This window comes from Secundilactobacillus silagincola, from assembly GCF_002583405.1.
In the GTDB taxonomy this organism is placed as follows: Bacteria; Bacillota; Bacilli; order Lactobacillales; family Lactobacillaceae; genus Secundilactobacillus; species Secundilactobacillus silagincola.
Genome location: NZ_BCMJ01000009.1, coordinates 45,575 through 72,334 on the forward strand (window position 1 = coordinate 45,575; position 26,760 = coordinate 72,334).

Consider the following 26,760-nt stretch of genomic DNA (forward strand, 5'->3'; position numbering starts at 1 on the left):
GTCCGGAACGTCAAGCGTGGGAGAGATCAGTAATAAATTTAATGAGATTAAACGTTTAACATCCTTTTTAGTAATGTTTCGTAGTACAATAAAAGTGTCTATAATGTGAGAGAGCGTGGGAAAAGTGATGCAAGGGAATTTTATCTATATTAACTGGGAACAGGTGAATAATCTTGTGATATCATACGGGATTACCTCGGCTGATTTTGTGAATGGCATGTCAGCTGTTCCTCAGCGAATTGTTTTGATCGACGGTAAACTTGAGGGGAATCAAGTCAATAGCCACACGCGGTTTCAAACGGTAACTGGTCAAAACTCAGTGCGTGAGTTCATCTTGTCAAAGACAAATTCGCCCAAGATGTGGCTGGATTATCATGAGAGTGATGATCTTGATTTGATGATGCCCAGTGAAATTGCTGAACTACTGTACATGGCGCATATGGGAACTCATTACCACCTACCACTTTATTCCAAGCTTCAAAATGCATATGCTTATCTGGGGACTACCACGGGTTTTGTTAAAGTTTATTATCGTAAGATGGCAACTTTTGAGCACATTTTGGATATTTCATTGAAGCGTCATTTAAGGTTATTGCACAGTAATCGCTGGATGATGTTTAACCGGCCATTTTCAGTCAGTGAAGTGCCAAAAGAAATTATCCAAAAAGTACAAACAGCTTTTTCGGAGGGCTTGGTTTTTGCGTTTGATCAAGCGGTGGAACGTCGCCGGCGATACTTGATTCCTATACGTCTGCAGGAACATCCAGAACGCCAGAATTGGTGGCATGACCGGATGGATGTCTACGAAACGACCCGACAAGTTGGGACGCTTAGCTATGACGTTGAGCAAAAACAGTGGGGAATTGAAATTACGGATGAAGTTCCTTTTTCAGAAAACGAAACGGATTTATAAAGCGGAGTCAGTCAAGTTTGCAGCTTGACATGTCGCCGCTTTTTAACGCCCAGTCGTGGTATAATACTCGGTGTGCAAAAAAAACGAGACAAAAATAGGAGATTGTTTTCAATGAAGATGCAGCTTGGTGAAATCGCAAGTGCGGTTTCTGCTCAAAATGATACTAGTGCTTGGAATGAAATTGAGGTTTCCAGTGTCGCATTTGACAGTCGTCACCTTTCTAACGGTGCGTTATTTGTACCTTTGGAAGGGGAGCGAGACGGTCATGAGTTTGTTCAAAGCGCACTAAAAAACGGTGCCGTAGCAACGCTTTGGAAAGCGGACCATGGTGAAGCACCCGCGGACTTGCCAGTACTGGTTGTTGATGATCCGTTGACTGCGTTACAATCCCTTAGTCAGCATTACTTACTTAAAATCAACCCTAAAGTTGTGGCGGTGACTGGTTCAAACGGTAAAACAACGACTAAAGATATGGTGGCGGCCATCCTTTCTGCCCAATTTAACGTGACTAAAACCATGGATAATTTCAATAATGAAATTGGGGTGCCGGTTACCATCCTGTCGATGGAACCTAATACCGAGGTGCTCGTGATTGAGATGGGCATGGATCGTCCGGGCCAGCTTGACTTCTTAAGCCGTTTGGTTGAGCCGGATGTTGCTATTATCACCATGATTGGCGAAGCACACATTGAGTTTTTTGGTACCCGTGACAAGATTGCTGATGCAAAAATGGAAATTACGCACGGCTTAAAAGCAGATGGCACGTTTATTTATGATGGTGATGAGCCACTATTAGTTGAACGGGCCAAAAAAGTGTCACAGCGGCAGCGTACCTTTGGCCGCCAAAAAAACAATGATATGTATGCTTTAAATGTTGATGCAACTGATACTCAGACGACCTTCACTGCGAGTGAGTGGCCAGAACAAAAAATGACGGTTCCGATGATTGGCGATTATAACGTCAACAATGCACTGGCGGCGCTAAGTGTTGCCAAATTGTACCGGATTTCACCACAAGCATCGGCTAAAGCCTTCGGAAATTTGAATTTGACTGAAAACCGTGCAGAGTGGGTTAGTGGTACTGCGGGAGAACGAATTTTGAGTGATGTTTATAATTCCAATCCTACCGCTGTTAAAGAAGTGATGGCTGCTTTTTCTAAAGTCGCAACTACCGGTAAACGGCGGGTTGTATTAGGGGACATGCTGGAACTAGGTGAGCAGTCAGACGGGTTGCATGCTGGACTTGCAACTGTTTTTGATCCGACTTTAGTGCAGGACGTCTATTTGGTCGGACCACATATGAAGGCTCTTTATGATGCGTTGCAGGACAAGTTTGAAGTCGCTCATCTCCATTTGTATGCTACGGATGAACAGTCGCAACTAATCACTCAGTTGAATGCTGACATTCAACCTGAAGATATTGTTTTGATCAAGGGTAGCCATGGCATTCATCTAGAGAATGTTTTGGCTGCATTGCAAGCAAATAATAACTAAAAGTCTGCAACTTAGTGAGTGATAAAAATATTAATTGTTGCTTTTCCTAGTTGTGTGATGTATGATACTCTAGTTGTATTTTTTTCGAACTAACACTTGTAAAATGGGGAATAAGACGCACCATACGAGACGGATTTCTCATAGTCTTATTTCCTTTGTAAAAGCCTATTAGGAGGACATTTATTTGAAGTTTTCAGAACTCGGGTTAACCAAGCCTTTACTCAAGGCCGTTGAACGTAACGGTTATGAGGAAGCAACCCCCATTCAAGCAGAAACCATTCCAATGGTATTGGAAGGTAAAGACGTTATTGGACAAGCACAAACAGGGACTGGGAAGACTGCGGCCTTCGCATTACCTATTTTGCAAAACATTGATCGTGATGATCCCAACATTCAAGCGCTGGTCATTTCACCAACTCGTGAATTGGCAATCCAGACTCAGGAACAGATTTTCCAACTGGGTCATGAAGAGCATGCGAAGGTTCAGGTTGTTTACGGTGGTGCTGATATCCGTCGTCAAATTAACAGCTTGAAGAACCATCCTCAAGTCTTGGTCGGCACACCTGGTCGTTTACTCGATCATATGAACCGCCGGACGGTGAAGTTAGACCACGTTAAGATGCTGGTCTTAGATGAAGCCGATGAGATGTTAAACATGGGATTCTTAGATGATATTGAATCTATTATTAAGCAAACCCCAGATAGCCGGCAAACAATGCTGTTTTCAGCAACGATGCCACCAGAGATCAAACGGGTTGGTGTGCAGTTTATGCACGAACCACACCACGTTAAGATCAAGGCTAAAGAATTAACGACTGACTTAATTGAACAATACTATGTCCGTGCTAAGGACTACGAAAAGTTTGATGTAATGACTCGGATGTTTGATGTTCAAGCACCTGATCTAAGTATCGTCTTTACTCGAACAAAGCGTCGGGTTGATGAAATCACCCGTGGTCTTGAAGCCCGTGGTTACAATGCTGCCGGTATTCATGGTGACTTGACTCAAAAGAGTCGGTCTCAAATCTTGAACCGGTTTAAGCATGGTAAGCTTGATATCTTAGTGGCAACTGATGTTGCTGCTCGTGGTATCGACGTTGAAGATGTGACTCATGTCTTTAACTACGATATTCCTCAAGATCCAGATAGTTACGTGCATCGTGTCGGTCGTACTGGCCGTGCCGGGCACCATGGTGTGTCGTTAACCTTTGTTACACCAAACGAAATGGACTATCTTCGTGAGATTGAAAAGTTAACTAAGGTGCGGATGCTGCCATTGAAGCCACCTTCGGAAGCTGAAGCCTTCAGCGGTCAGTTAACTGCTGCTGAAGAAACGGTTAAGGGATTAGTCGAAAAGACTGATACCGATAAGTATGCTGATGTTGCTTCAAAGCTCCTTGATCAGTACGAAGCCGTTGACTTAGTTGCTGCACTTTTGAACGACTTAACCAAAGATAACTCAAACCAAGTTCCCGTTAAGATTACTCCGGAACGTCCATTGCCTCGTCACAAGGGTGGCGGCGGTAGTCGGAATTATCGTGGCGGTCATGGCGGTGGCCATGGTCGTGGTGGCAACAACCGTCATTACGGTAAGAGTAATGACAGTCATCGTCGCTACGGTTCTGGTTCTAGCAAGGACCACCGTGATCATGGTGGTAGCCGTGATCGTCGCGACCGTAAGAACAACGGTGGCAACAAACACGGTTTTACGATCCGTAAAAAAGACTAACATTTAATTTCAAAAGGGTCCTTCAGTCTGTGAGCTGGAGGATCTTTTTTTGGTCGTCATTAAATGAGAAAATTAAAAATTAGGGAGTGAAAAAGCGTCAACTAAGCGTGAGTAGGTGTCATGTTAATCGATTGGTTGACTGTGGTAAAATTAAAAAGACGAAATCAGTGTGAAAGTGAGGCCCTAGCTTGATATACGGAATTGGAGTAGATATTGAAGAAATTAACCGTATTCGTGAGATAGCTGACCAAGAACGGTTTGTTAAAAAGGTGCTGACACCTAATGAAGTAGCGGTTTATCAAACCCTAAATGCGAAACACAGTGCGGAGTTTCTGGCTGGTCGCTGGTCCGCTAAGGAAGCATACAGTAAAGCTTTTGGAACTGGTATTGGCCATGCAGTTTCGTTTCAAGATATCGAAATTTTAGATGATGAAACGGGAAAACCTGAACTGGTGAAGCATCCTTTTAACGGTAAGGGCTTTGTTTCAATATCACATACTCGTGAATTAGTAATGACACAAGTCTTGCTAGAAGGAGACTCAGCAGAATGACAATTGGTATTCATCGGCCCACTCAGTTAATTATTGATCAGTCGGCCATCTATCATAATATTGCTACCGAGAAATCGCGGTTGAAGCCTGGCGTTGAACTTTTTCAGGTCGTCAAGGCGGACGGTTACGGACACGGACTTGTTCAAGTTGCTAAAATAGCAGAAAAGGCGGGTGTAACCGGTTTTTGCGTGGCTATTTTAGATGAGGCACTAACGTTGCGAGAGGCTGGGTTTAACTTACCTATCTTAGTGTTAGGTATTACTGAGCCGCAATATGCAGATTTAATGGCCAGTCATCATATTTCTGCCACGGTGGGGTCAATCGACTGGTTAGAAGAAGCAAGCCGCTATTTGATTGAAGAGCATCGTTTAGCCATTCATCTCGCACTGGATACGGGAATGGGGCGGATCGGTTTTCAGCATCCTGAAGAGTTGCGTCAAGCCGTTCAGTACCTTGATCAGAAGCCACAATTTAATTTTGAAGGGATCTTTACCCATTTTTCCAAGGCAGATGCGGCCGATACAGCGTATTTTCAACATCAGATTGATCGTTGGAAAGCGTTTATGGCAGTTCTGCCATACCGTCCCAAGTACGTCCATGTCTCTAATTCTGCTACCAGTCTTTGGCATGATGCTTGTAACGGCAATATGATTCGTTATGGGGTAGCAGCGTATGGCTTGAATCCCTCCGGTACAGAGTTAACCGTACCATTTCCATTGCAACCTGCCATGAGTCTTAAGACCAAAATGGTGTTTGTTAAAAAATTGCTCAAAGGGTATTCTGTGAGCTATGGCGCTACGTACACTGCACAAGAAGATGAGTGGGTGGCAACCTTGCCAATTGGCTATGCTGATGGTTATGAACGGCGCTTGCAGGGCTTCCATGTGCTGGTTAACGGTGAGTTTTGCGAAATTATTGGTCGGGTGTGCATGGATCAGCTGATGATTCGATTACCACGTCAATTTCCGGTTGGAACGGTGGTAACGGTGGTCGGAGAAGACCATGGTAAAACGATCAGTTTACAGGATGTAGCCGATTACTGTGGAACTATCCATTACGAAATTGCTTGCGGTTTTACTCAGCGTTTAAAGCGCACTTATATTAACTAAAACTCAAACTAACCTTTTGCCCGACCAAAACCGGGCAAGGGGTTCTTTTTTATTGGTGGCAATGGTAGAATTATAAGAATGAGTCACGGAGAATAGGAATCTATCATGAGAAGTTATAGCATACTAGGTATAGCGTGTGGTTATTAATTTTAAACTATTTGGGATAGGAGCCTAGATTCTAGCTTCTCAGGTTACGGCCTTCAACTGATTTGGTAGTTATGACGGAGTCTTTGATCACCGGATACAAAAGTAAGTCACTCAGTTATTGTTGGAGGATCATAGCTAGTGGTGGCGAATGAACAAGGGGATGAAGAGATGGCAAATGATGAGATCAAACGCGGCGATATTTATTATGCCGATTTGTCGCCTGTAGTTGGATCGGAACAAGGTGGCGTCAGACCAGTATTAATTGTTCAGAATAATATTGGTAACCATTACAGTCCTACCGTAATTGTGGCCGCTATAACAGCGCGAATTTCTAAACCCAAAATGCCGACCCACGTGCCAATTAAAGCTCATCATACTGGTATCGAAAAAGATTCGGTGATTTTATTGGAGCAAATTCGTACGATTGATAAGCAACGACTAAAAGATCATGTGGCACAGCTAGATGAGGTTACCATGCAACAAGTTGATCACGCTCTAGAGGTCAGCATCGGGTTAAATAAAAAGAGTGATTATAAGCAGCACAAACGCGCTTAATTTTTTGGAAAATTACATAGTGCCAAAATGAAGTATCATTCGATTAGTTTTAAAAAATAACAAGACAGCGACCGATTCCCAAGCTATCAGGGAATCGGTCGCTGTCTTGTTATTTGGCTGAAATTTTAACTTAGTGGTGTTATTTAAAATCAGATCTCATGATTTAAGTTTTCAATTTCGGGTACTTTGAAATCTTTTCGTTCCAAGGCACGAACAATGCGATCAAGCTTTGTTTGATCAACGTCAGCTGGTAAGGTGAACATGATGCGGTGAACTAATTCGCCATCCCGAGCGTCGAGGCTGATCACACTGGCGATGCTAGTGTACTTGGTAATAATTTTGGCGATACCTACCAAATCACCACGCGTACCTGGCGAAACAACGGTAACAACGTAAGAACCAATGTTGACGTTCCACGATTGGGAGAGCATATCCATTAGCCGAGTATGCGTCAAGATACCGTAAAATTTGTTTTCCGCATCAAGCACCGCAATATACGGAAGATCTTTAATCGAGAAAAAGACGTTGAAGAAAGCGGCATCGATTTTGATAAATTTAGTGGCATTTTTTAATAAAGTTGTCACTGGCAGTTTCATATCACCACCACGTGACTTATGCCGATAGATATGCATCTTGTAGATGTTACCCCGGAAAATCGTCCCGGTTTCATCTAAAATTGGCACACAGCGATAACCGGAATCTTCAAGTATCTTAAGAGCTTCCTCTAAAGTGACATTTTCCTGGACAGTCACTAGTCGCTCTTTAGGCTTGATCAAGGACTTCAACAACATTGGGTGTAACCTCCTAATAATTAGAACTCTCTAATAAACTAGAAATATCATAACATAAAAATCACCTGAGAAACAACTGAATAGGGGTTTATTGGGGAATAATCGCTGTTTGGTCAAATTAGAATTCGAAAAATCTTAGCGTAGGCTTAGAATTAAAAACGGCTATCAGATGGTTATTTAGTTTTAACCTAAATAAAGCGCCCGAGGTTGTGCCATAAGTCTATATTGGTAAGCATTTCAATCAATTTTTCAGCAAAAATTAGTGATGCCTGTCCTTTGGTTCAATGCGTCAATATTGTCTAATTATGCGCCAAAACTCGGATTCCTGCCATTTAACGTAAATAATGCCTACTCCGCACAAAATCCGCGGAATAGGCATTATTTACGTTAAATTCTGGAATCTACCGAGTTTTGTCACACACTCAGACGCTTGATTAGATAATTGGATTAGTTAGTAGATAACAACTGGTGTGTGCAACGGTACCGCAGCATAAACCTTACCAACAACGGATGGTGGGGTATTGACACAGCCATGTGAGCCATGTGTGAGATACCAATCACCGCCATAGCGTGGTTGCCACGGTGAATCATGAATACCAACACCTGTATCATCAATTGGCATCCAATACTTCACGGGTGACGCGTAATTGGAACCATCGTCGTTCTTACCGCGTAAGACGGCGTTGCGTTGCTTGCTCCAAACGTCCCAGACACCGGATGGCGTTGTGCCAGAAACGGGTTTACCCGTAACGACATCAGTCGAAATAATCACCTTGCCATTTTTATATACCCACATATGCTGAGCAGGTTTGGAAACTTCAATATAAGTACTGCCGAGATCAGAACCATCCTTGTGGTAGCCAGTACCTTGGATAACTGGTGTACGAGTCACTGGTTTACCTGCTAGCACTGCCTTTGAAAGAATCGGTGTTTCAGAAGCAACTTTAATACTCCAGCCGTACAAACCGGCAGGCACCTTAACGGTTTTACCATCATGAGCTTTAAAGTGACGGGTTTTATGAATCGTACCGTATTGATAGCTTAGTTTAGTTAAATACTTGGTGATCTGAGCATTTGAAGTTGTCACTTGACCGTTCTTGGTGGTTAGCCAACTGGCAATTGTGTCACTGGGAACCTGTATCGAATGATTTGTGATCCGATAGGTAATCTTATTCTTGGCTAATTTTTCGGCCTTCGTTTTCGCACTAACGAGTGATTTACTGTTAGTTAAGACGGTTGGCTTCACGTAAGCTTGTTTTAAATTAATCGTTGATTCATGAGTTTCAATCGCTTTAGTGAGGGCTGTCTTAACGGAAGCTTGGGAAATCTCAGTACCGTAAACTGGTTTTTCAATGGTAAATTGATGACCTTTATACACCAGTTTAGCGTTATGAGTCGCCGTCCGATTGGTGCCAGCAACTTGAACAATCTTATTGGCTAACGCGGTTAAATCCGCATCATCCATTGCACTAGCGCTGAGCCTTTGATCGTCGGCTGAAGCACTAAAAGTGTGTACTGGCCAGCTATAGGCATTTTGCTTGGCAATCAGCTGTTTAAGTTGAGTTGTCGAATAGGCCTTAACACCAGCTTCACGCGAAGTGAATTGAGCCAGTGTTTTTGAATGTTCTTCAACTGTATAAGTTTGATTAGACAGTTTCGTTTTTAAAGTCTGTGCTGCTTGTTCAGCAGTCTGACCACCTACTCGAATGCCACCGATTTGGGTGTCACTCAAAAAGTGGCTATTATAATGGGCCGTTCGCCAACCGTAACCAATTGCAAGAATTGCGATTACAGTTAAACCCGCGGAGACCCAACGTGATCGATGTGTCATGTTCTGATCCTCCTTATGGTCATCTATAAGGATAAGGCATATTCGAGTAAAACTCAATTTTTCTTCACTAAAAAAGTACCTCCTAAGTAGAAGGTACTAGTCTTGATACAGTAAACTTTGACTAACTATCAGCCGTTTAGTGCCGCTAAACCATCTTTTGTAACTTTCTTTAAAGTATCTGCTGACGCTTTCATCTTCGCTTGTTCCGCTTCACTTAGTGGGACTTCAATCACACCAGCTAAGCCAGTTGCGTTAATGATTCCTGGTGTACCAATGAAGATATCATCAAGGCCATATTCGCCATTCAAGGCTGCACCAACTGGCAAGATAGCATTCTCATCACGGAAGATTGCTCTTGTGATCCGCATCAGGCTAGTCGCAACACCATAGTAGGTAGCTCCCTTGGCGTTAATGATTTCGTATGCCTTATGCATGGTTTGATCCTCGATTTCGTCAAGATCTGCGTCGGTAATACCCTTTTCCTTTGCAATTTGGCGAAGTGGTTTTGAACCAATAGTGGCTTCATCGTATGCAGCAAATTCAGTATCACCGTGTTCACCTAGAATGTAGGCATCAATACTGCGGGGATCTAAATTCAGTTTCTTGCCCAATGCCACACGTAATCGAGATGTGTCTAATGAAGTGCCTGATCCGATTACACGATTCTTAGGGAAGCCGGAGAATTTCCAGGTCGCGTAAGTTAAAATATCCACAGGGTTGGCTGCAACTAGAAAGATTCCATTAAAACCAGAATCGACAATTGGTTTGACGATTGAACTCAATATCTTTAAGTTCTTATCAACTAAGTCTAACCGGGTTTCACCAGGCTTTTGTGGTGCACCGGCCGTGATCACTACTAAGTCAGCATCCTTTGCATCACTATATTCACCAGAATAAACCGTTTTAGGTGATGTGAATGCTTGGGCATCCTCTAGATCTAATGCGTCGCCGTGAGTGCGTTCCTTAATGACATCGACGATCACTAACTCCTCCGCAAGTCCTTGTTGCATCATTGCAAATGCATAAGCTGATCCTACAGCACCGTCCCCAACTAGGACAACTTTTTGATGCGATTTTGACAATTTACCCACCTCTTTCAAAATAGTTAATCTTTAACAGGGATAGTTTATCATGAAATGGTAAGCGCTTACCAATAATTGATGCTCTGAAATATAACTTTCATAATGTCACTTTGTGAAAGCTGATATTTCAGGTAATCCTTATTAATATTGGAATAGGCCATCATTTAAAAATCGACTGCACAAGCTAATGGGCAGGCTGCATTTGATAAGTCAACGTCTGACTTGTTCACTGATGTATTCGAAAGGTGTTATTACTGAGATTGGAACAAGATGATATGCATAAACCAGTGACGTATGCTATACTTTGACTTGATATTTGTACTTAGAGTTCGTAAGAATCTTTTACGCTGAACGGTTGAAACTACCGTTCAGCTATTTTGCATGGTTTAATGTAAAAAATGATAACAACAATAGGGAGCGTATTTAATAATGAAAATGATCGTTGGGCTTGGTAATATCGGTCCGCAATATAAGCAAACGCGACACAACACTGGTTTCATGGTTGTGGAACAGTTTGCGCAAAAAGCCGGTTTGCAATTTACTAGCCGAAAGATGGAGGCTAAGCTGGCAACTGGTCAAGTGAACGGCGAAAAGGTGATGCTGGTTGAACCCACTACCTTTATGAACGAGTCAGGCCGGGCAGTTGGCGCACTTATGCGCTTTTACAAGCTGGACGTCGATGATTTGATCGTTGTTCATGATGATATGGATATGCCCTTAGGAAGAATTAGAATTAGACCAAAGGGTTCTGCTGGCGGACATAATGGGATTAAGAGCATTATTGCTGCTTTGGGAACCACGGAATTTAACCGAATCAAGGTTGGTATTCAGCATCCGCAAAAGAGTACAGTGGTCAACTACGTGCTTGGAAAGTTTACTGAAGAACAGCGTGCCACGTTTAACGTTGCTGCGGACCATGCAGTTGCAGCACTATTTGATTGGGTTGATGGTGAAACGATTCCCGATTTGATGAATCAGTATAACTAGTAAAGGAGTGAAGCTTAGTGCAACTTGCAGATTTTTTTGCAAATATGCCGCAATATCAGCAACTCGTGGCTGGCTTTGATCAGCAAGGCCGGGAATTGTTAACGGGTATCGCTGGATCGGCGCGGTCATTGTTGATTCAGACTTTGATGCAAAAAGAACAGCGCCCCATGATTTTTGTGACTGACACCATGTATCACGCTGATCAGCTGACGGATGAGTTGAGTGGTCAGCTGACGGATGATCAATTATTTGAATTTCCAGTTGAAGAACTGCTAGCTGCAGAGATAGCCACTAGTTCTCCTGATTTTCAGAGTCAGCGAATTCAGGCACTCAGCGCATTAACACAAGCTAAGCCGGCTGTCATTGTGACATCAGTTTCAGGATTGCGGCGACAGCTACCTGATCCAAAGCTATTCAGTCAGGCACAAATACCGTTAAAGACTGGCGGTGAGGTTGATCTAGAAGCCTTAGCTGCCCGGCTGCAACGGATGGGGTACACTCGGCAAAAATTAGTTGATGCACCGGGCGATTTTGCTATTCGCGGTTCGATTATTGATATTTACCCGTTAGATACGGAATATCCCGTTCGAGTAGACTTATTTGATACTGAGATTGATTCGTTACGCTACTTTGATGCCAGTACGCAACGAAGCGTAGAAAACATTGACGCCGTCACGATTCATCCCGTTACTGATATGTTGATGACACCAGAGGAACGGCAGACGGCTGCTGATGGACTAAATAAGAAATTAACTAAAGAGCAGAAAAAACTGTCTGATGAAGATAGTGAGCAACTTACTAATAGCATTACCCCCTTGATTGAATCCTTAACTAAGGGGGATGTTTCTGCCGAGTTAAGGCTATTCGCCAATGACTTTTTTGGTAAAACTAATCTCTTAGATTATTTAGGTGATAACGGGTTATTACTGATTGATGATTATCCAAGATTGCGTGATACCAATAAGCAATTGGAAACGGATGAGGCTAATTGGATCGTTGATAAATTGAGTGCGCATCAGATTTTCAGTGACCAGCAGTTTGGTTTACACTTTCAAGACGTGCTGAAGCGTGATCACCATGCTGAAGTTTTCTTCGCTCTTTTTCAAAAGGGGATGGGGAACATGCGCTTTGATCAACTGATTGAAATCAAGACGCGTGCCATGCAGCAGTTCTTTGGTCAAATGCCGCTTTTAAAGCAGGAAATTAACCGTTGGCAAGCGTCGAAGCAAACCGTTGTCATGATGATGGCTGACGAAGAACGGCTCAATAAAGTCTCACAAACACTTGATGACTTCGGCATTAACGCCGTGATGACTAAGGCCAGTGATATTCAGCCTGGTGTTGTTCAAATTATCCCAGCGTCCAGTCAGACTGGATTTGAATTGCCGGATGCTAAGTTAGTTGTGATTACTGAAGCAGAGATGTTCAAGCAGGTGACGAAACATCATCGTCGCCGGCAAACCATGCAAAATGCAGAGCGGTTGAAGAGTTATACGGATCTGAAGCCTGGCGATTACGTGGTTCACGTCAATCACGGGATTGGTCGCTTTGAAGGCATGCAGACACTGGAAGTTGATGGTGTTCATCAGGATTACATGACCATTGCCTATCAAAACGATGCCAAGCTGTTTATTCCAGTAACGCAGTTAAACTTAATTCAGAAGTACGTTTCTTCAGAAGACAAGAAACCACATATCAACAAATTGGGCGGTTCCGATTGGGCCAAAACCAAGAAAAAGGTTGCCGCCAAAATTGAAGATATTGCGGATGATCTGATTGAACTTTACGCCAAACGTGATTCAGAAAAGGGTTATGCTTTTCCTCGTGATGACACTTATCAAGAGGAATTCGATAATCAGTTCCCGTATTCAGAAACGCCTGACCAATTGCGCAGTATTGAAGAAATAAAGCATGATATGGAAAAGGCCAAGCCCATGGACCGATTACTTGTAGGGGATGTGGGCTACGGTAAGACTGAGGTAGCATTGCGAGCTGCTTTCAAAGCCATCGAAGCTGGAAAACAAGTTGCCTTTCTTGTCCCGACAACGATTCTAGCGCAACAGCACTACGATACCATGACTAACCGTTTTGAGGGTTTCCCGGTCAACGTTGCCATTTTGTCTCGTTTCCAGACAACCAAAGAAGTTCATCAAATTATTCATGGCTTGGAAGATGGCAGTGTTGATATTGTTGTGGGGACTCATCGACTCTTATCGAAAGACGTGAAGTTTAACGATCTGGGATTGTTATTGGTGGATGAAGAGCAGCGTTTTGGCGTTAAGCATAAAGAAAAACTTAAACAGATGAAATCTCAGGTGGATGTTTTAACGCTGACAGCGACACCGATTCCTCGGACGTTGCACATGTCGATGCTTGGCGTGCGGGATCTTTCAGTCATTGAAACACCACCCGCTAACCGGTTCCCAATTCAAACCTACGTTATGGAGCAAAATGCCGGCGCGATTCAAGACGGCATTCGGCGTGAATTGCAACGTGGTGGTCAAGTCTTTTACCTGCATAATCGGGTTGGTGACATTGAGGAAACCGTGAGTCAGATTAAAGCGTTAGTTCCCGATGCGGAGGTTGCCTACATTCACGGACAAATGACCGAAGCACAGTTGGAAGGCATTTTATACGATTTCATTCGTGGTGAGTATGACGTCTTAGTTACCACTACGATTATCGAAACGGGTATGGATATTCCAAACGCAAACACGTTATTTGTGGAAGATGCCGATCACATGGGACTTTCGCAGCTGTATCAGCTACGAGGGCGAATCGGCCGAAGTAACCGGGTGGCATACGCCTACTTTATGTATCAACCTAACAAAGTCTTGACGGAAGTTAGTGAGAAAAGGCTTGAAGCTATTAAGGATTTTACTGAGTTAGGGTCTGGTTTTAAAATTGCCATGCGAGATTTGTCTATTCGCGGGGCAGGAAACCTGCTGGGTAAACAGCAGAGTGGCTTTATTGACTCAGTTGGGTATGATTTATACACCCAAATGCTGACGGATGCTGTTTCCAAGAAGCAGGGTAAAAAGGCTAAACCAAAGACGGATACCACTGTGGAGCTTGGATTGGAAGCTTATTTGCCTGATACTTACATTGCAGATCAGCAGCAAAAGATCGAAATGTATAAGCGAATCCGGCAAATTGAAAGTCCTGAGGATATCACTGAAGTGCAAAATGATTTGATTGACCGTTTTGGTGAATATCCGACCGAAGTCACTAATCTGTTGGCGATTAGTCAAGTGAAGATTCAGGCTGATGAAGCGTTGATTGAAAAAATTCATCGCATTAAAGATCAAATCGAAGTGGTCTTCTCCGTGAAAGGAACGGACCGTTTTAGCGGTGAAGACGTCTTCAAGGCATTATCCAACACGAAGCTTAAAGCAACGGTTGGACTTTCAAATGACAAGTTAGTGGTTAAATTAGTGATTCAACCAAAGATGACAGCGCAGAATTGGATGGCTGAATTAAACCAGTTTGTTAAAGCGTTAAGTGACATGGCTGTTAAAACAACGACAAAATAGGTGGACTATGCAACGTAAAACAATGAAGACGGTGATGCAAGGTGCTTTATTACTTTCAGTAGCATCACTGATTGCCAAAATTTTGAGTGCAGTTTATCGGGTTCCTTTCCAAAACATGGTTGGAAATACAGGCTTTTACGTCTATCAGCAAATCTATCCGATCTATGGTATCGGAATGACTTTTGCACTCAGCGGCTTACCAATGTTTATTTCAAAGTTAGTGGCTGAAAACGAAACGGCTGAGGCTAAACTAACGCTGGTCTCACGGATCTTTATGATTTTGGCTGGTTTTTCACTGATTTTATTTTTGGGCTTACAGGCATTTTCGTTACCGATTGCCAGTGCAATGGGCGATCCTGGTTTGGCACCGATTATTCGGTCGGTGAGTTGGATGTTTTTATTTTCACCGTTTTTAGCGATTAGCCGAGGCTATTTTCAAGGTGAATATGATATGCGACCCACTGCACTTTCTCAACTGGTCGAGCAGGCCGTCCGAGTGGCCGTGATCCTGTTTGTAGCTTATTGGGCCATGAGGCACCAATGGAACGTTTACCGGATGGGAGCGTGGGCGATGAGCAGTGCGCCTATTGCGGCAATCTTTGCTACGCTGGTAATGCTGTTTTATGTTCGCCATCATCAAGTGAAGGTGTTTAGATTAGCGTATCAGCCCGCTGCCCAAAGTTATGGTCATCTAGCAAAACGGCTGCTGATTGAAGGCGGCACGATTAGCTTATTTGCCTCAATGATGGTGTTATTGCAACTAGTTGACTCATTTACCGTTATGCGAGGCCTTATGATTCAGGGGCTGCCACCGCTCCTTGCTAAATCAATTAAAGGGGTATATGACCGTGGACAGCCCTTAGTGCAATTAGGATTAGTGGTTGCCACTTCATTTTCCTCCTCGTTACTGCCATCGCTAACAGAATCACTCAATCATGGATCGCGTCAGCAGTTTGCCCGGCAGGCAAATACCGTGATTAGAATGAGTGTGACGATTGCGACTGCCGCTGCAATAGGGTTGATTGCTTTAATGCCTGAAGTAAACGTTTTGTTATTCGGTAATCAGCAGGGAAATGGGATGCTGTCGGTATACGTTTTAAGCATTATTTTTGCAACTTTGATCATGATCGATAACAGTATTTTACAAAGTCTGAATCAGTTTGTAGTGACAATTGCAGGACTAGTCATTGGCTTACTGGTAAAAATTAGTTTTAACCAGTGGGCAGTTGTTAGGTTCGGTGCAATTGGAGCTAGTTGGATAACCGTTTTTGCCTTACTATGTATGGCCGGCTTTTTGATGCAGCAGTTGCGTAAAGAACGGCTGATGGCTTTTAAACAGGGCTTTTTACTAAAATTGATTCTGATTTCAATCATTATGTTACTGGCAGTAAGAGTTGTTATGCCACTTGGCAGTCTATTAACTGCCACCTGGTCACCGCGAATGACGGCACTCGTTAATTCGGGACTAGGTGTTTTAGTAGGCGTACTGGTTTTTATGTTGCTCGCTTTAAAATTAAAACTACTAACGTTACGTGAGTGGCTGCTGCTTCCCCAAGCTGACCGCTGGCTACGTTGGCTTAAAAAATAAACACGGAGGTTCACAATGAGATTAGATAAATTCTTAAAAGTTTCCCGAATTATCAAACGGCGCACTGTTGCCAAAGAAATTGCCGATCAGGGTCGGATTACAATTAATGATCGGGTGGCTAAATCATCTACGGATGTTGCCCCCAACGATATTTTGGTGATTAAATTCGGTAATAAAACGTTAACTGTTCAGGTTCTGCAGCTACTGGAAACGACTAAGAAACAAGATGCAGAAAACATGTTCAAGATAGTTAGTGAAGATTACGAAAAAGATTACCGTAACAAGTAAACCACATCAGAGGTCGTTACATTTTGCACTTTGACTGAGCGGTTTCGTACAAATACTATTACAGTTCTGTGACATTCCGTGAATCCGCTTTAAATCTCATAGACAACCCATAATATCGTTGATATACTTCACTTATAAGGATATTGACGTGGGGGGCGTTAAGATGGTGACACGATCGAACGTTACACAGCTTGATAATCAGTACACAAGAGATGTTAAGAAGAGTACGCATAAGGTGGTGCTGAGTAAGAAACGTAAGAAACGCGCACTGATGATTATTGGCATTTTCTGTCTTGCCTTTCTCTTTTTAGGTGTGCAAATTGTGCACGCTAAAAATATAATGAGCCAGACTAACGTCCAAATTACACGTCAGCAGCAAAAACTTGCACGGGTGAAACAGACCCATCAGAATCTGAATGAACATGTCAAACTCTTGAATAACAAGGATTATTTAGAAAATCTCATTCGCTCGAAGTATTATTTCGCTAAGGCAGGGGAGACGATTTACAGTCTGCCTAACGACAAAGCAAATGACGTGACGGCGAGGTAAAAAAGTTATATTGGGATTGCGGTGAAGCTGGTTTCAAGTGTGAGCTTGGGGGCAGCTTCATTTTTTACACTGAAATGAGATTTTGATTAAAATCCCGTGTCATGTTCAGACTTGTTTGACAAGAAATGTGCTATACTATTAATACAAATTTAAGGAGGAAATTCTTGTTTATGGCAATCGAGGTTGGAGAAAAAGTTGCTGGTAAAGTTTCAGGCATCACAAATTTTGGTGCGTTCATTGATTTAGGTGATCATAAAACTGGATTAGTCCACATCAGCGAAGTCTCAGATGGTTTCGTAAAAGATATTCATGATGTTTTGAGCATTGGCGACGAAGTGACGGTGAAAGTTCTGAATATTGGTGATGACGGCAAGATTGCATTATCAATTCGCAAGGCACAGGATAAACCTGAAGGCCACTCGGAACACCGTTCAGAACATGAACATCATAATAATCACGAGCATCATGAAAATAACAACAATTACCACGGTGGTGGCAACGGTCATTATCGTAATAGCAACAACGGTGGTGGACACTCCCGAAATAACAACCACTCGAATTCGAACCATAAGGAGAGTTTCGATGATTTAATGTCTGGCTTTCTGAAGGAAAGTGAAGACCGACTAGCAACCCTCAAGCGTAACACTGAAGGGAAACGTGGTGGCCGCGGTGGCCGTCGTAGCTAATTTATCAGACAACAATTGAACTGAAGCGTCCGTTTGCAAAGCAGCCGTTTTGTAAGGGATGCTTCTTTTTTTAATTGATGAGGAATACAAGATGGATATTGTAAAACAGTTTAAGTCGATAGTTATTCAGGCTAACTGGTTTGACTCGAATCAAACTGTCATAGTAGCAGTATCGGCTGGGGTTGACTCGATGGTACTTCTTACTTTAATGCAGCAGTTACCAGTCAATGTACGACCGAAATTAGTGGTTGCTCATGTTAATCATCAATTACGTCAACAAAGTGAGATTGAGGAGCAATTCATGATGGATTACTGCCATCAGCGTCACATTCAGTTAGAAATAGCGCAATGGCCAGTTGCAAACCACCCACAGACAGGGGTGGAGGCGGCTGCCCGACGCTTTCGCTACGATTTTTTTGCTGAGCTGATGCAGCGACATCATGCGAGTTGTTTGCTGACAGCTCACCATGCGGATGATCAGGCTGAAACGGTTCTGATGAAACTGGTTCGTGGCGGCCAGCTGATGCAATTGCGAGGTATTCTGCCTGAACAACCCTTTGAAACTGGTAAATTAATCAGACCGTTACTGGCTTTCAGCAAGGCCCAGATTAAAAATTATGCAGAGCAGTCACACTTAACCTGGTATGAGGATGAAACAAATCAAGTGGATGATGTTTTTCGTAATCGTGTTAGACATCAGTTAATTCCGTTACTTAAGCAGGAAAATCCCGCCTTTCTCGAGCACGTTCAGGCGTATACATCACAGTTGACGGCAACTATTCAGTTGGCCGATGAGCGAACCCAGGAACTATTGCAGGAGGTACGCGGTGATCTTGATGATGGCACGTATAGTGTTATGCGGTGGCGAAAGTTAGCGTTGATTCACCAGCAGGCAGTTTTAAAGGCGGTTTTTAAGTTGGCGGACCTGCCCATCACGACCTCGTATGTTGAGGAAGCCACTCAGCTGCTAAATAATGACGAAAAGCCAAATGGTGAAGTGAATTTAGCACATTCCCAGGTCTTCGAAAAAGCCTATGATCATTTTTCAATTAAATCAGTATTAAAAGTTCCCCAAAATCACAAACCAGCAGATAAAATTGTGGTAATATCTAACCAGTGGGTTCAGTTATCACGGGGGTTACAAGCGCGTCTTGAACCAGCCCGAACAACCGAACATTTGAAAAAATGTCACATGACACTTGAATTGAAGCCGAATGAACTGCCGTTATCAATTAGGCAGGCCTTGCCGGATGACCGCATTAACCTTATTGGTGGCGGCCATAAGACCGTTCGACGCATTTTGATTGACCATAAAGTCCCCCGCTCAAAACGGTCACAGCAACTGGTAGTTGTGACGGCCACGGGCGAAGTCTTGTGGCTGATAGGGGTGCAGCGCAGCACGCGTGATTTAACTGAACCTAACTACGAACTGGTTTTAAAACAATCTGACTAGAGGAGCAAAATTAATGAATAACGATATCGAGCGTGTTTTATACAGCCAAGATGACATCAAAGCTGCTTGCCAACGTTTGGGAGCTGACATTACCAGAGATTACGCGGGTAAAAAACCGCTGTTCATCGGAGTATTAAAAGGTGTTATTTTTTTTATGACGGATCTGTTACGAGAACTTGATTTTCTCGCAGACATCGATTTTATTGATGTGTCCAGTTATCATGGTGGTACCGCTTCAACCGGAGAGATAACATTAGTTCACGATATTGATACTGATATTAGCGGTCGAGACGTAGTAGTGATCGAAGATATTTTAGATAGCGGCCGGACGTTGGCATATTTACGGGAACGGTTATCTGAACGGAATCCTAAATCTTTAAAAGTCTGCACGCTCTTGGATAAGCCTGAAGGTCGAGTAGTTGAAGCGAAGGCTGATTACGTTGGTTTTAATGTGCCAAATGAGTTCTTAGTCGGCTATGGACTTGATTACGTTGAATATTACCGAAATCTACCTTACGTTGGGGTTTTAAAACCGGAAGTTTACGCTAATTAAAAGATTGGTCAAAAAAGGTCAAATTTCCGAATAAAACATTAGTCAAATAAGGTCAAATGTGATAGTATAATTTTTATCAACGGGGGGAATCGTCCCTCAGTTTCGTTCCCAATAAACAGGGAATCGAAGTAAGGAGGCACTAAATGAACAATCGAAGAAATGGGCTTTTTCGAAATAGTCTTTTCTACATTGTGATCTTCTTGTTGGTCATGGGTGTTATTTACTTCTTTCAAGGAAATAACTCAAGCTCGCAATCCCAAGATATTCAATCAAGCGAGTTCATCCAACAACTAAAAGATAACAACGTTAAGAACTTTTCCGTTCAACCATCTGGTGGCGTCTACAAAGTTACCGGTGAGTATCGAAAAGCGCAAAAGGCTAAGACCCAGACTGGTTTTACCCTTGGTGGCAACACCAGCTCTAAGGTTACAAACTTCAGCACTGCCATGTTGCAAAACAACTCCAGTGTCAGTGAAGTAACGCGTTATGCTAGGGATCATAACGTTAAGATGAATACCAAGCCTGAAGAGTCCAGTGGCTTCTGGGTAAACTTACTAGTTTACGTATTGCCTCTTCTCGCGTTCATTTTCTTCTTCTACATGATGATGGGTCAGGCCGGCCAAGGTGGCGGGAATGGCAAAGTCATGAACTTTGGTAAATCCAAAGCGAAACCAACTGACAGTAAAGAAAATAAAGTTCGCTTTACTGATGTTGCTGGTGAAGAAGAAGAAAAGCAGGAACTGGTCGAAGTTGTCGAGTTCCTGAAAGATCCGCGCAAGTTCGTTTCGTTAGGCGCCCGGATCCCATCTGGTGTGTTACTAGAGGGGCCTCCTGGTACTGGTAAAACCTTACTTGCTAAAGCGGTTGCCGGTGAAGCTGGTGTGCCGTTCTACTCAATCTCCGGTTCTGATTTCGTTGAAATGTTCGTCGGGGTTGGTGCTAGCCGTGTCCGTGACTTGTTCGATCAAGCTAAGAAGAACGCGCCTTCCATCATCTTCATTGATGAAATCGATGCCGTTGGTCGTCAACGTGGTGCTGGTATGGGTGGCGGTCACGATGAACGTGAACAAACCCTTAACCAGTTACTGGTTGAAATGGATGGTTTTACTGGTAACGAAGGTGTTATCGTTATGGCTGCCACTAACCGTTCTGATGTTTTGGATCCAGCGTTGCTTCGTCCAGGTCGTTTCGACCGGAAGATCCTAGTTGGTCGTCCAGATGTCAACGGACGTGAAGCTATTTTAAAGGTTCATTCACGCAATAAACCTTTGGCTAATGATGTTGATTTAAAGGAAATCGCTAAGCAAACCCCAGGATTTGTTGGTGCTGATCTGGAAAACCTGCTGAACGAAGGTGCGTTGTTAGCTGCTCGTCGCAACAAGACGCAAATCGATGCTTCTGATATTGATGAAGCTGAAGACCGTGTCATTGCTGGACCAGCTAAGCGTAATCGGGTTATCAGCAAGAAGGAACGGGAAACCGTTGCTTATCATGAAGCCGGGCATACTATCGTTGGGTTAGTCTTAAACGACGCACGGGTTGTCCATAAGGTTACCATCGTTCCTCGTGGCCGTGCTGGCGGATACGCTATCATGCTTCCTCGTGAGGATCAAATGCTCATGAGCAAGCGGGACGCCAAGGAACAAATGGCAGGCCTTATGGGTGGTCGGACAGCTGAAGAGCTGATCTTCCATTCTGAATCGTCTGGCGCTTCAAACGACTTTGAACAGGCAACTCAAATTGCCCGTGCAATGGTTACCCAGTATGGGATGAGTGAGAAGCTTGGGACGGTTGCCTTAGAGAGTGCTAACAGCCAAGAAGCAGCTGCTTATGGACAAGCACCATCTTATTCACAGGCGACTGCTGCAGCCATTGATGAAGAAGTTCGTCGTTTGACCAATGAAGCTCACGAAACTGCTCGAAAGATTCTTTCAGAACATCGTGAACAGCATAAAATCATTGCTGAAGCACTGTTGAAGTATGAAACGTTGGATGAAAAGCAAATTCTCAGTCTCTATAACACTGGTCAAATGCCAGATAAAAAGAATGACAGTGAATTTCCAAGTGAGAAGGCTGCCACCTTTGAACAATCTAAACGTGAACTTGAACGGCGTGAAGCAGAACGTCAAGCTAAGATTCTGGCGAAGAATGAAAACAAAGAAGACGCTACTGAAACTTCAGATGCTCCTCAGTCTGATTCAGATAGTGATCAAAACCCAACTCAGACTAATTCTGATAAGGGTGATTCTAACCAACAGCATACTGATGATCAATCTGATCATTCGGATGATGGTGAGAATTAGAGTTGATGAAAAGCGCAGGCCGTGGGCTTGCGCTTTTTTGTGAGGTTAAAATGGGATGAATTTGATGTGTATTTAGCTGGTTAATTTAACGTAGCTTAATTGGGCTCCAACTGACAGAGAGCTACATGTAAGTCACTTCCGACATAAATCCAAGTTCGGGATTTTTGCCGGAAGCGCCATACATTCCGCTCTCTAATCGTCAGCTTCCGCACCTTGTGTTATACTACTCTAGAAATTCTTTTAGGAGGACACTATGTCAGATTATTTACTTAAAAGCGTTGTTGACGACGGTCAATTCCGCGCTTATGCCGTCGATGCAACCGAATTAGTTCGCGAAGCTCAGCAACGACACGATACGTGGTCCGCTGCTTCTGCCGCCCTTGGCAGGACTCTCATTGCCACTTTAATGCTGTCATCTTCAGTCTTAAAGGGGGATGATACTTTAACTGTACGGATCAACGGTGGCGGTCCAGTCGGCGGTATCGTTGTTGATGGGAATGCTAACGGGACTGTTAAAGGTTATTTACAGAATCCTCACGTGAATTTGCCACTAAACAAGTTTCATAAAATCGATGTGGCGAAAGCTGTTGGTGTTGAAGGTTCACTTTCAGTGACGAAGGATCTTGGGTTAGACAAGCCGTATACCGGGCAAGTACCATTGGCTTCTGGTGAAATTGGTGACGACTTTACTTATTATTTGGCACAGTCCGAACAGATTCCTTCAGCTGTTGGTGTGTCAGTCTTTGTTAATGATGACAATAGTATCAAGGTTGCTGGTGGCTTCCTAGTACAGGTCATGCCTGGTGCCAAGGATGAAGCGATTAGTCATCTTGAAAAGCGGCTCAAGGAAGTTCCAATGGTTTCTGAACTGCTACTTGATGGGCAAAAACCAGAGGATATGTTGAACTTGTTATTTGGCGAAGAAAACGTCAAAATTCTGGATAAGATGCCGGTTTCATTTAAGTGTGACTGTTCAAAAGCACAGTTTAGCAAGGCATTGGCAAGTATTTCTAAAAAGCAGTTGGAACAAATTATTAATGAAGACCACCATGCTGAAACCGTCTGCCATTTTTGTAAGAACAAGTATGAATTTAGTGAAGATGAATTGAAAGCAATTTTAGCAACAATGTAATTAACCTGTTGTTAGTAGCCAGTCGTTACCAGAATGTGCTATGATAGCTAACGCAGAAATTAAGTTAGAGAGTAAAATTTTAGAGGTGAGCATATGGAATGGCAAATTGGCGACGTTAAAATAGCAAATCAAGTCGTTGTCGCACCCATGGCTGGGGTAACTAACTCAGCTTTTCGGGTCATTTGTAAAGAATTTGGTGCAGGACTTGTGGTCTGTGAAATGATCTCGGACCGTGGCATTATGTATCATAATCAAAAAACCTTGGATATGATGTTTGTTGATGCCAGCGAGCACCCAATGAGTATCCAGATTTTTGGTGGTACTAAGGAAACCTTAGTGCAAGCTGCAAAGTTTGTTGATCAAAATACGGCCGCTGATATCATTGACATCAACATGGGTTGTCCAGTGAATAAAGTCGTTAAGACCGATGCTGGTGCAAAGTGGTTGCTGGATCCTAATAAGGTTTATGAAATGGTGTCTTATGTCACTGATGCAGTTAAGAAACCGGTGACGGTTAAGATGAGAACTGGCTGGGATGACAAGCATATCTATGCCGTAGAGAATGCTTTGGCAGCTGAACGTGCTGGGGCTTCAGCTTTGGCGATGCATGGCCGGACTCGGAAGCAATTGTATCAAGGGCACGCTGACTGGGATATTTTAAAGGAAGTTGCCGATCAATTAACCATTCCATTTATGGGTAATGGTGACGTTAGATCAGCAGAGGATGCTAAGCGGATGTTGGATCATACTGGTGCTGACGCCGTGATGATTGGCCGTGCTGCAATGGGTAATCCTTGGATGCTGCGCCAAACTGAGCATTATTTAGCAACCGGCGAGTTATTACCGGAACCAACCCCAGAAAAGAAGATTCAGACAGCTAAGGAACATTTACACCGGTTAGTTGAATTGAAAGGTGAATATGTGGGTCCTCGTGAATTTCGTGGACAAGCGGCATATTACTTAAAGGGGATTTCACATTCTGCTCGGACTAAGGCGGCGTTGAACAGTGCTGAGTCAGAACAGGAAATGAACGATATTTTCGATGCGTTTTTAGAAAAATTAGCAGCATTACCCGTTAATGGGCGATAATTTGAAAAAAGCAGGCAAAAGAGCTTGCTTTTTTTATTGAGGGTTGTCAAAATTAATAGCGGACTAGTTATTATAAGATGGAGGTATTAGTGTGGCTGGAAAAGATAAAGAAATGAATGACCAACTACGAGTTCGTCGCGAGAAGATGAACGAACTACGTGAAGAAGGAATTGATCCTTTTGGTCATCGATTCGAAAGAACCTACTTAGCAGCTCAATTGCATGAGGAGTTCGGTGACGATGATAAGGACGAGCTCAATGATTTGCATATGACTGCGATCATTGCGGGTCGGATGGTTTCTAAACGTGGTAAGGGTAAAGTTGGTTTTGCTGATTTACAAGACCGCACCGGTAAAATGCAGATTTACGTCCGTAAAGATATTCTAGGCGACGAAGTCTATCACATTTTCAAGCGTTCTGATATTGGGGATCACCTTGGTATCGAAGGTGACATCATCAAGACTGATATGGGCGAACTGACCATTCGGGCTACTAAATTAACGTTCCTTTCAAAAGCTTTGCGGCCATTACCAGATAAGTTTCATGGTTTGCAGAACAAGGAACAAATTTATCGTCAACGTTATTTGGATTTGATTTCTAATCCGGAGAGCTTTGACCGGTTTAAGAAGCGGAGTAAAATCATCACTGCTATTCGTAGTTATTTAGATGGCAATGATTTTCTGGAAGTTGAAACACCCGTTTTGCATAATCAGGCTGGTGGTGCTAATGCACGGCCATTTATTACGCACCATAACGCGTTAGACATTGATTTATACCTGCGAATTGCGTTGGAATTGCACTTGAAGCGCCTGATTGTCGGGGGTATGGAGCGTGTCTACGAGATTGGACGTGTTTTCCGGAATGAAGGAATGGACACTCGGCATAATCCTGAATTCACCATGCTTGAAACTTATGTTGCCTACTTCGATTTTCACGATGTGATGAACGAAACTGAAGGCATTATTAAGGCAGCTGCTAAAGCAGTAACAGATGATGGTGTGATTACTTATCAAGGCAACGAGATTGATTTGAAGAAGGACTTTGCACGGATCCACATGGTAGATGCAATCAAGCAATATACCGGCGTGGACTTTTGGCCAAAAATGAGTGTCGAAGAAGCCCGTAAATTAGCTGATGACCATGGTATTCACTATGAAGACTACTGGGCAGTTGGACATATTATTAATGCGTTCTTTGAGGAACTGGTACAGCCAAAACTGGATCAGCCAACATTTGTGTACGGTCATCCTGTTGAAATTTCGCCGTTAGCTAAGAAGAACCCAGACGACCCACGCTTTACTGATCGATTTGAGCTCTATATTGTTGGCAATGAATTTGCGAACGCCTTTACTGAACTTAATGATCCAATCGATCAGCGTCAGCGATTTGAGGCACAGGTTAAGGAACGTGCTGAAGGTAATGATGAAGCTGAGGGTATCGATGAAGACTTTATTGAAGCTTTGGAATACGGTATGCCGCCTACTGGGGGACTCGGCATTGGAATTGATCGGTTAGTCATGTTGTTGACGGATGCTGAATCAATTCGGGATGTATTATTGTTCCCAACAATGCGTCCAGAAGAATAGTAGACTTAATTGAGATAATAGATTAGAAAAATGGTTTGACTGCGAGTATAATGACGCTCGTGGTCAGGCCTTTTCTTTTACGTATTCTCGTGCGTAAATGGGCTTAGCTAGTCATTATTGAAGTTGGTAGATGCCAATATATAGATTGAAGTTTTCTATATAAATGCAGTTAGAGTTTTCGGTTAGGAAGGCCAAAGCCTCATAGTTGAGAAAGAGTCAGTGAATTAATCAGGTAGGCGTTTTTAATTGAAAAAATCAGCCTTTAAACGGTGTTTAGACAAAACATAGGCGATTTTTTAAAAAAGTTGCATTTGGGTGTTGACCTTGCTTTAGATAGCTGGTATAGTAGTTATCGTTGTCAAAGAGATAACGTCTGCGACAACTAACACATTTGAATATCTATTCAAATAAGTTATAAAAAAACGTTGACAAGATACAAGCCAACATGATATGATTTAATAGTTGTCGAAAGGCAATGAGCAATCAATGTAGACCTTTGAAAACTGAACAAAGTTTTGTTTCACAAATGTGCAGGGCATATCAATTTCGGTTGATATCAAATGTAATTTGCGAAGTCAATTTCGCTAGTAATATTAATGAGTCACAAACAATCATAAATTGAGAGTTTGATCCTGGCTCAGGACGAACGCTGGCGGCGTGCCTAATACATGCAAGTCGAACGCATCCCGCTGAATTGAAGTGCTTGCACTGATTTTTAGCATTGGATGAGTGGCGAACTGGTGAGTAACACGTGGGTAACCTGCCCGGAAGCAGGGGATAACACTTGGAAACAGGTGCTAATACCGTATAA

Annotated in this window: 21 protein-coding genes and 1 rRNA gene; 19 read left to right on the forward strand and 3 right to left on the reverse strand. The window is 43.1% G+C overall.

From position 1 onward, the window contains the following. Positions 1 to 127: 127 nt before the first annotated feature. The 6 genes from CES82_RS09945 to CES82_RS09970 all read left to right on the forward strand — a co-directional run bounded on the left by CES82_RS09945 (position 128) and on the right by CES82_RS09970 (position 6,498). A complete protein-coding gene (locus CES82_RS09945; protein ID WP_098825914.1) occupies positions 128 to 913 on the forward strand; it encodes a hypothetical protein in 786 nt (261 codons plus the stop codon). A gap of 111 nt (positions 914 to 1,024) precedes the next feature. Further along, a complete protein-coding gene (locus CES82_RS09950; protein ID WP_098825915.1) occupies positions 1,025 to 2,407 on the forward strand; it encodes a UDP-N-acetylmuramoyl-tripeptide--D-alanyl-D-alanine ligase in 1,383 nt (460 codons plus the stop codon). 184 nt (positions 2,408 to 2,591) lie between these two features. After that, entirely contained in the window at positions 2,592 to 4,136 is a 1,545-nt protein-coding gene (cshA, locus tag CES82_RS09955; protein ID WP_098825917.1) for a degradosome RNA helicase CshA, read from the forward strand. Positions 4,137 to 4,324: 188 nt separating this feature from the next. Continuing rightward, on the forward strand, positions 4,325 to 4,687 hold the full coding sequence (acpS, locus tag CES82_RS09960) for a holo-ACP synthase (protein WP_098825919.1): 363 nt from the start codon (positions 4,325 to 4,327) through the stop codon (positions 4,685 to 4,687). Next, positions 4,684 to 5,796, forward strand: coding sequence for an alanine racemase (gene alr / locus CES82_RS09965; RefSeq protein WP_098825921.1), 1,113 nt, complete (start codon positions 4,684 to 4,686; stop codon positions 5,794 to 5,796). Before acpS ends, alr begins: the two co-directional genes overlap by 4 nt. A 315-nt stretch (positions 5,797 to 6,111) precedes the next feature. Next, positions 6,112 to 6,498 (forward strand): type II toxin-antitoxin system PemK/MazF family toxin, encoded by a 387-nt coding sequence (locus CES82_RS09970; RefSeq protein WP_098825951.1) that lies wholly within the window; start codon positions 6,112 to 6,114, stop codon positions 6,496 to 6,498. Positions 6,499 to 6,647: 149 nt separating this feature from the next. Here CES82_RS09970 and cbpA read toward each other — a convergent pair whose 3' ends face one another. From cbpA to CES82_RS09985, 3 genes are all read right to left on the reverse strand, one after another. Beyond that, on the reverse strand, positions 6,648 to 7,289 hold the full coding sequence (cbpA, locus tag CES82_RS09975) for a cyclic di-AMP binding protein CbpA (RefSeq protein WP_098825923.1): 642 nt from the start codon (positions 7,287 to 7,289) through the stop codon (positions 6,648 to 6,650). A gap of 451 nt (positions 7,290 to 7,740) precedes the next feature. Then, positions 7,741 to 9,120, reverse strand: coding sequence for a L,D-transpeptidase family protein (locus tag CES82_RS09980; RefSeq protein WP_098825924.1), 1,380 nt, complete (start codon positions 9,118 to 9,120; stop codon positions 7,741 to 7,743). Between the two features lie 128 nt (positions 9,121 to 9,248). Further along, on the reverse strand, positions 9,249 to 10,202 hold the full coding sequence (locus CES82_RS09985) for an L-lactate dehydrogenase (protein ID WP_098825926.1): 954 nt from the start codon (positions 10,200 to 10,202) through the stop codon (positions 9,249 to 9,251). Between the two features lie 429 nt (positions 10,203 to 10,631). Here CES82_RS09985 and pth point away from each other — a divergent pair, with 429 nt between their 5' ends. The 13 genes from pth to CES82_RS10050 all read left to right on the forward strand — a co-directional run. After that, positions 10,632 to 11,189, forward strand: coding sequence for an aminoacyl-tRNA hydrolase (gene pth / locus CES82_RS09990; protein ID WP_098825928.1), 558 nt, complete (start codon positions 10,632 to 10,634; stop codon positions 11,187 to 11,189). A 17-nt stretch (positions 11,190 to 11,206) separates the two neighbouring features. Beyond that, a complete protein-coding gene (mfd, locus tag CES82_RS09995; protein ID WP_439959063.1) occupies positions 11,207 to 14,722 on the forward strand; it encodes a transcription-repair coupling factor in 3,516 nt (1,171 codons plus the stop codon). Between the two features lie 7 nt (positions 14,723 to 14,729). Then, positions 14,730 to 16,310, forward strand: a complete 1,581-nt coding sequence (locus tag CES82_RS10000; protein ID WP_098825929.1) for a polysaccharide biosynthesis protein — start codon at positions 14,730 to 14,732, stop codon at positions 16,308 to 16,310. A 15-nt stretch (positions 16,311 to 16,325) separates the two neighbouring features. Further along, on the forward strand, positions 16,326 to 16,598 hold the full coding sequence (locus CES82_RS10005) for an RNA-binding S4 domain-containing protein (protein WP_098825931.1): 273 nt from the start codon (positions 16,326 to 16,328) through the stop codon (positions 16,596 to 16,598). Between the two features lie 163 nt (positions 16,599 to 16,761). Next, positions 16,762 to 17,148: an FtsB family cell division protein gene (locus tag CES82_RS10010; RefSeq protein WP_098825933.1), complete on the forward strand. Its 387-nt coding sequence runs from the start codon at positions 16,762 to 16,764 to the stop codon at positions 17,146 to 17,148. 170 nt (positions 17,149 to 17,318) lie between these two features. Next, entirely contained in the window at positions 17,319 to 17,834 is a 516-nt protein-coding gene (locus tag CES82_RS10015) for a S1 domain-containing RNA-binding protein (protein ID WP_098825935.1), read from the forward strand. 91 nt (positions 17,835 to 17,925) lie between these two features. After that, on the forward strand, positions 17,926 to 19,287 hold the full coding sequence (gene tilS / locus CES82_RS10020) for a tRNA lysidine(34) synthetase TilS (protein WP_180245725.1): 1,362 nt from the start codon (positions 17,926 to 17,928) through the stop codon (positions 19,285 to 19,287). A gap of 13 nt (positions 19,288 to 19,300) precedes the next feature. Next, the gene (gene hpt / locus CES82_RS10025) at positions 19,301 to 19,840 is read left to right on the forward strand and encodes a hypoxanthine phosphoribosyltransferase (protein WP_098825939.1); all 540 of its coding nucleotides are present in this window, start codon (positions 19,301 to 19,303) and stop codon (positions 19,838 to 19,840) included. Between the two features lie 143 nt (positions 19,841 to 19,983). Continuing rightward, complete coding sequence (gene ftsH, locus CES82_RS10030) at positions 19,984 to 22,143, forward strand: ATP-dependent zinc metalloprotease FtsH (protein ID WP_098825941.1); 2,160 nt, start codon at positions 19,984 to 19,986, stop codon at positions 22,141 to 22,143. Between the two features lie 253 nt (positions 22,144 to 22,396). Then, positions 22,397 to 23,275 (forward strand): Hsp33 family molecular chaperone HslO, encoded by an 879-nt coding sequence (gene hslO / locus CES82_RS10035; RefSeq protein WP_098825943.1) that lies wholly within the window; start codon positions 22,397 to 22,399, stop codon positions 23,273 to 23,275. Between the two features lie 93 nt (positions 23,276 to 23,368). After that, complete coding sequence (gene dusB / locus CES82_RS10040; RefSeq protein ID WP_098825945.1) at positions 23,369 to 24,364, forward strand: tRNA dihydrouridine synthase DusB; 996 nt, start codon at positions 23,369 to 23,371, stop codon at positions 24,362 to 24,364. 112 nt (positions 24,365 to 24,476) lie between these two features. After that, positions 24,477 to 25,949: a lysine--tRNA ligase gene (lysS, locus tag CES82_RS10045; protein ID WP_098825954.1), complete on the forward strand. Its 1,473-nt coding sequence runs from the start codon at positions 24,477 to 24,479 to the stop codon at positions 25,947 to 25,949. A gap of 614 nt (positions 25,950 to 26,563) precedes the next feature. Continuing rightward, positions 26,564 to 26,760: ribosomal RNA gene (locus tag CES82_RS10050) — 16S ribosomal RNA — on the forward strand; the annotation flags it as partial.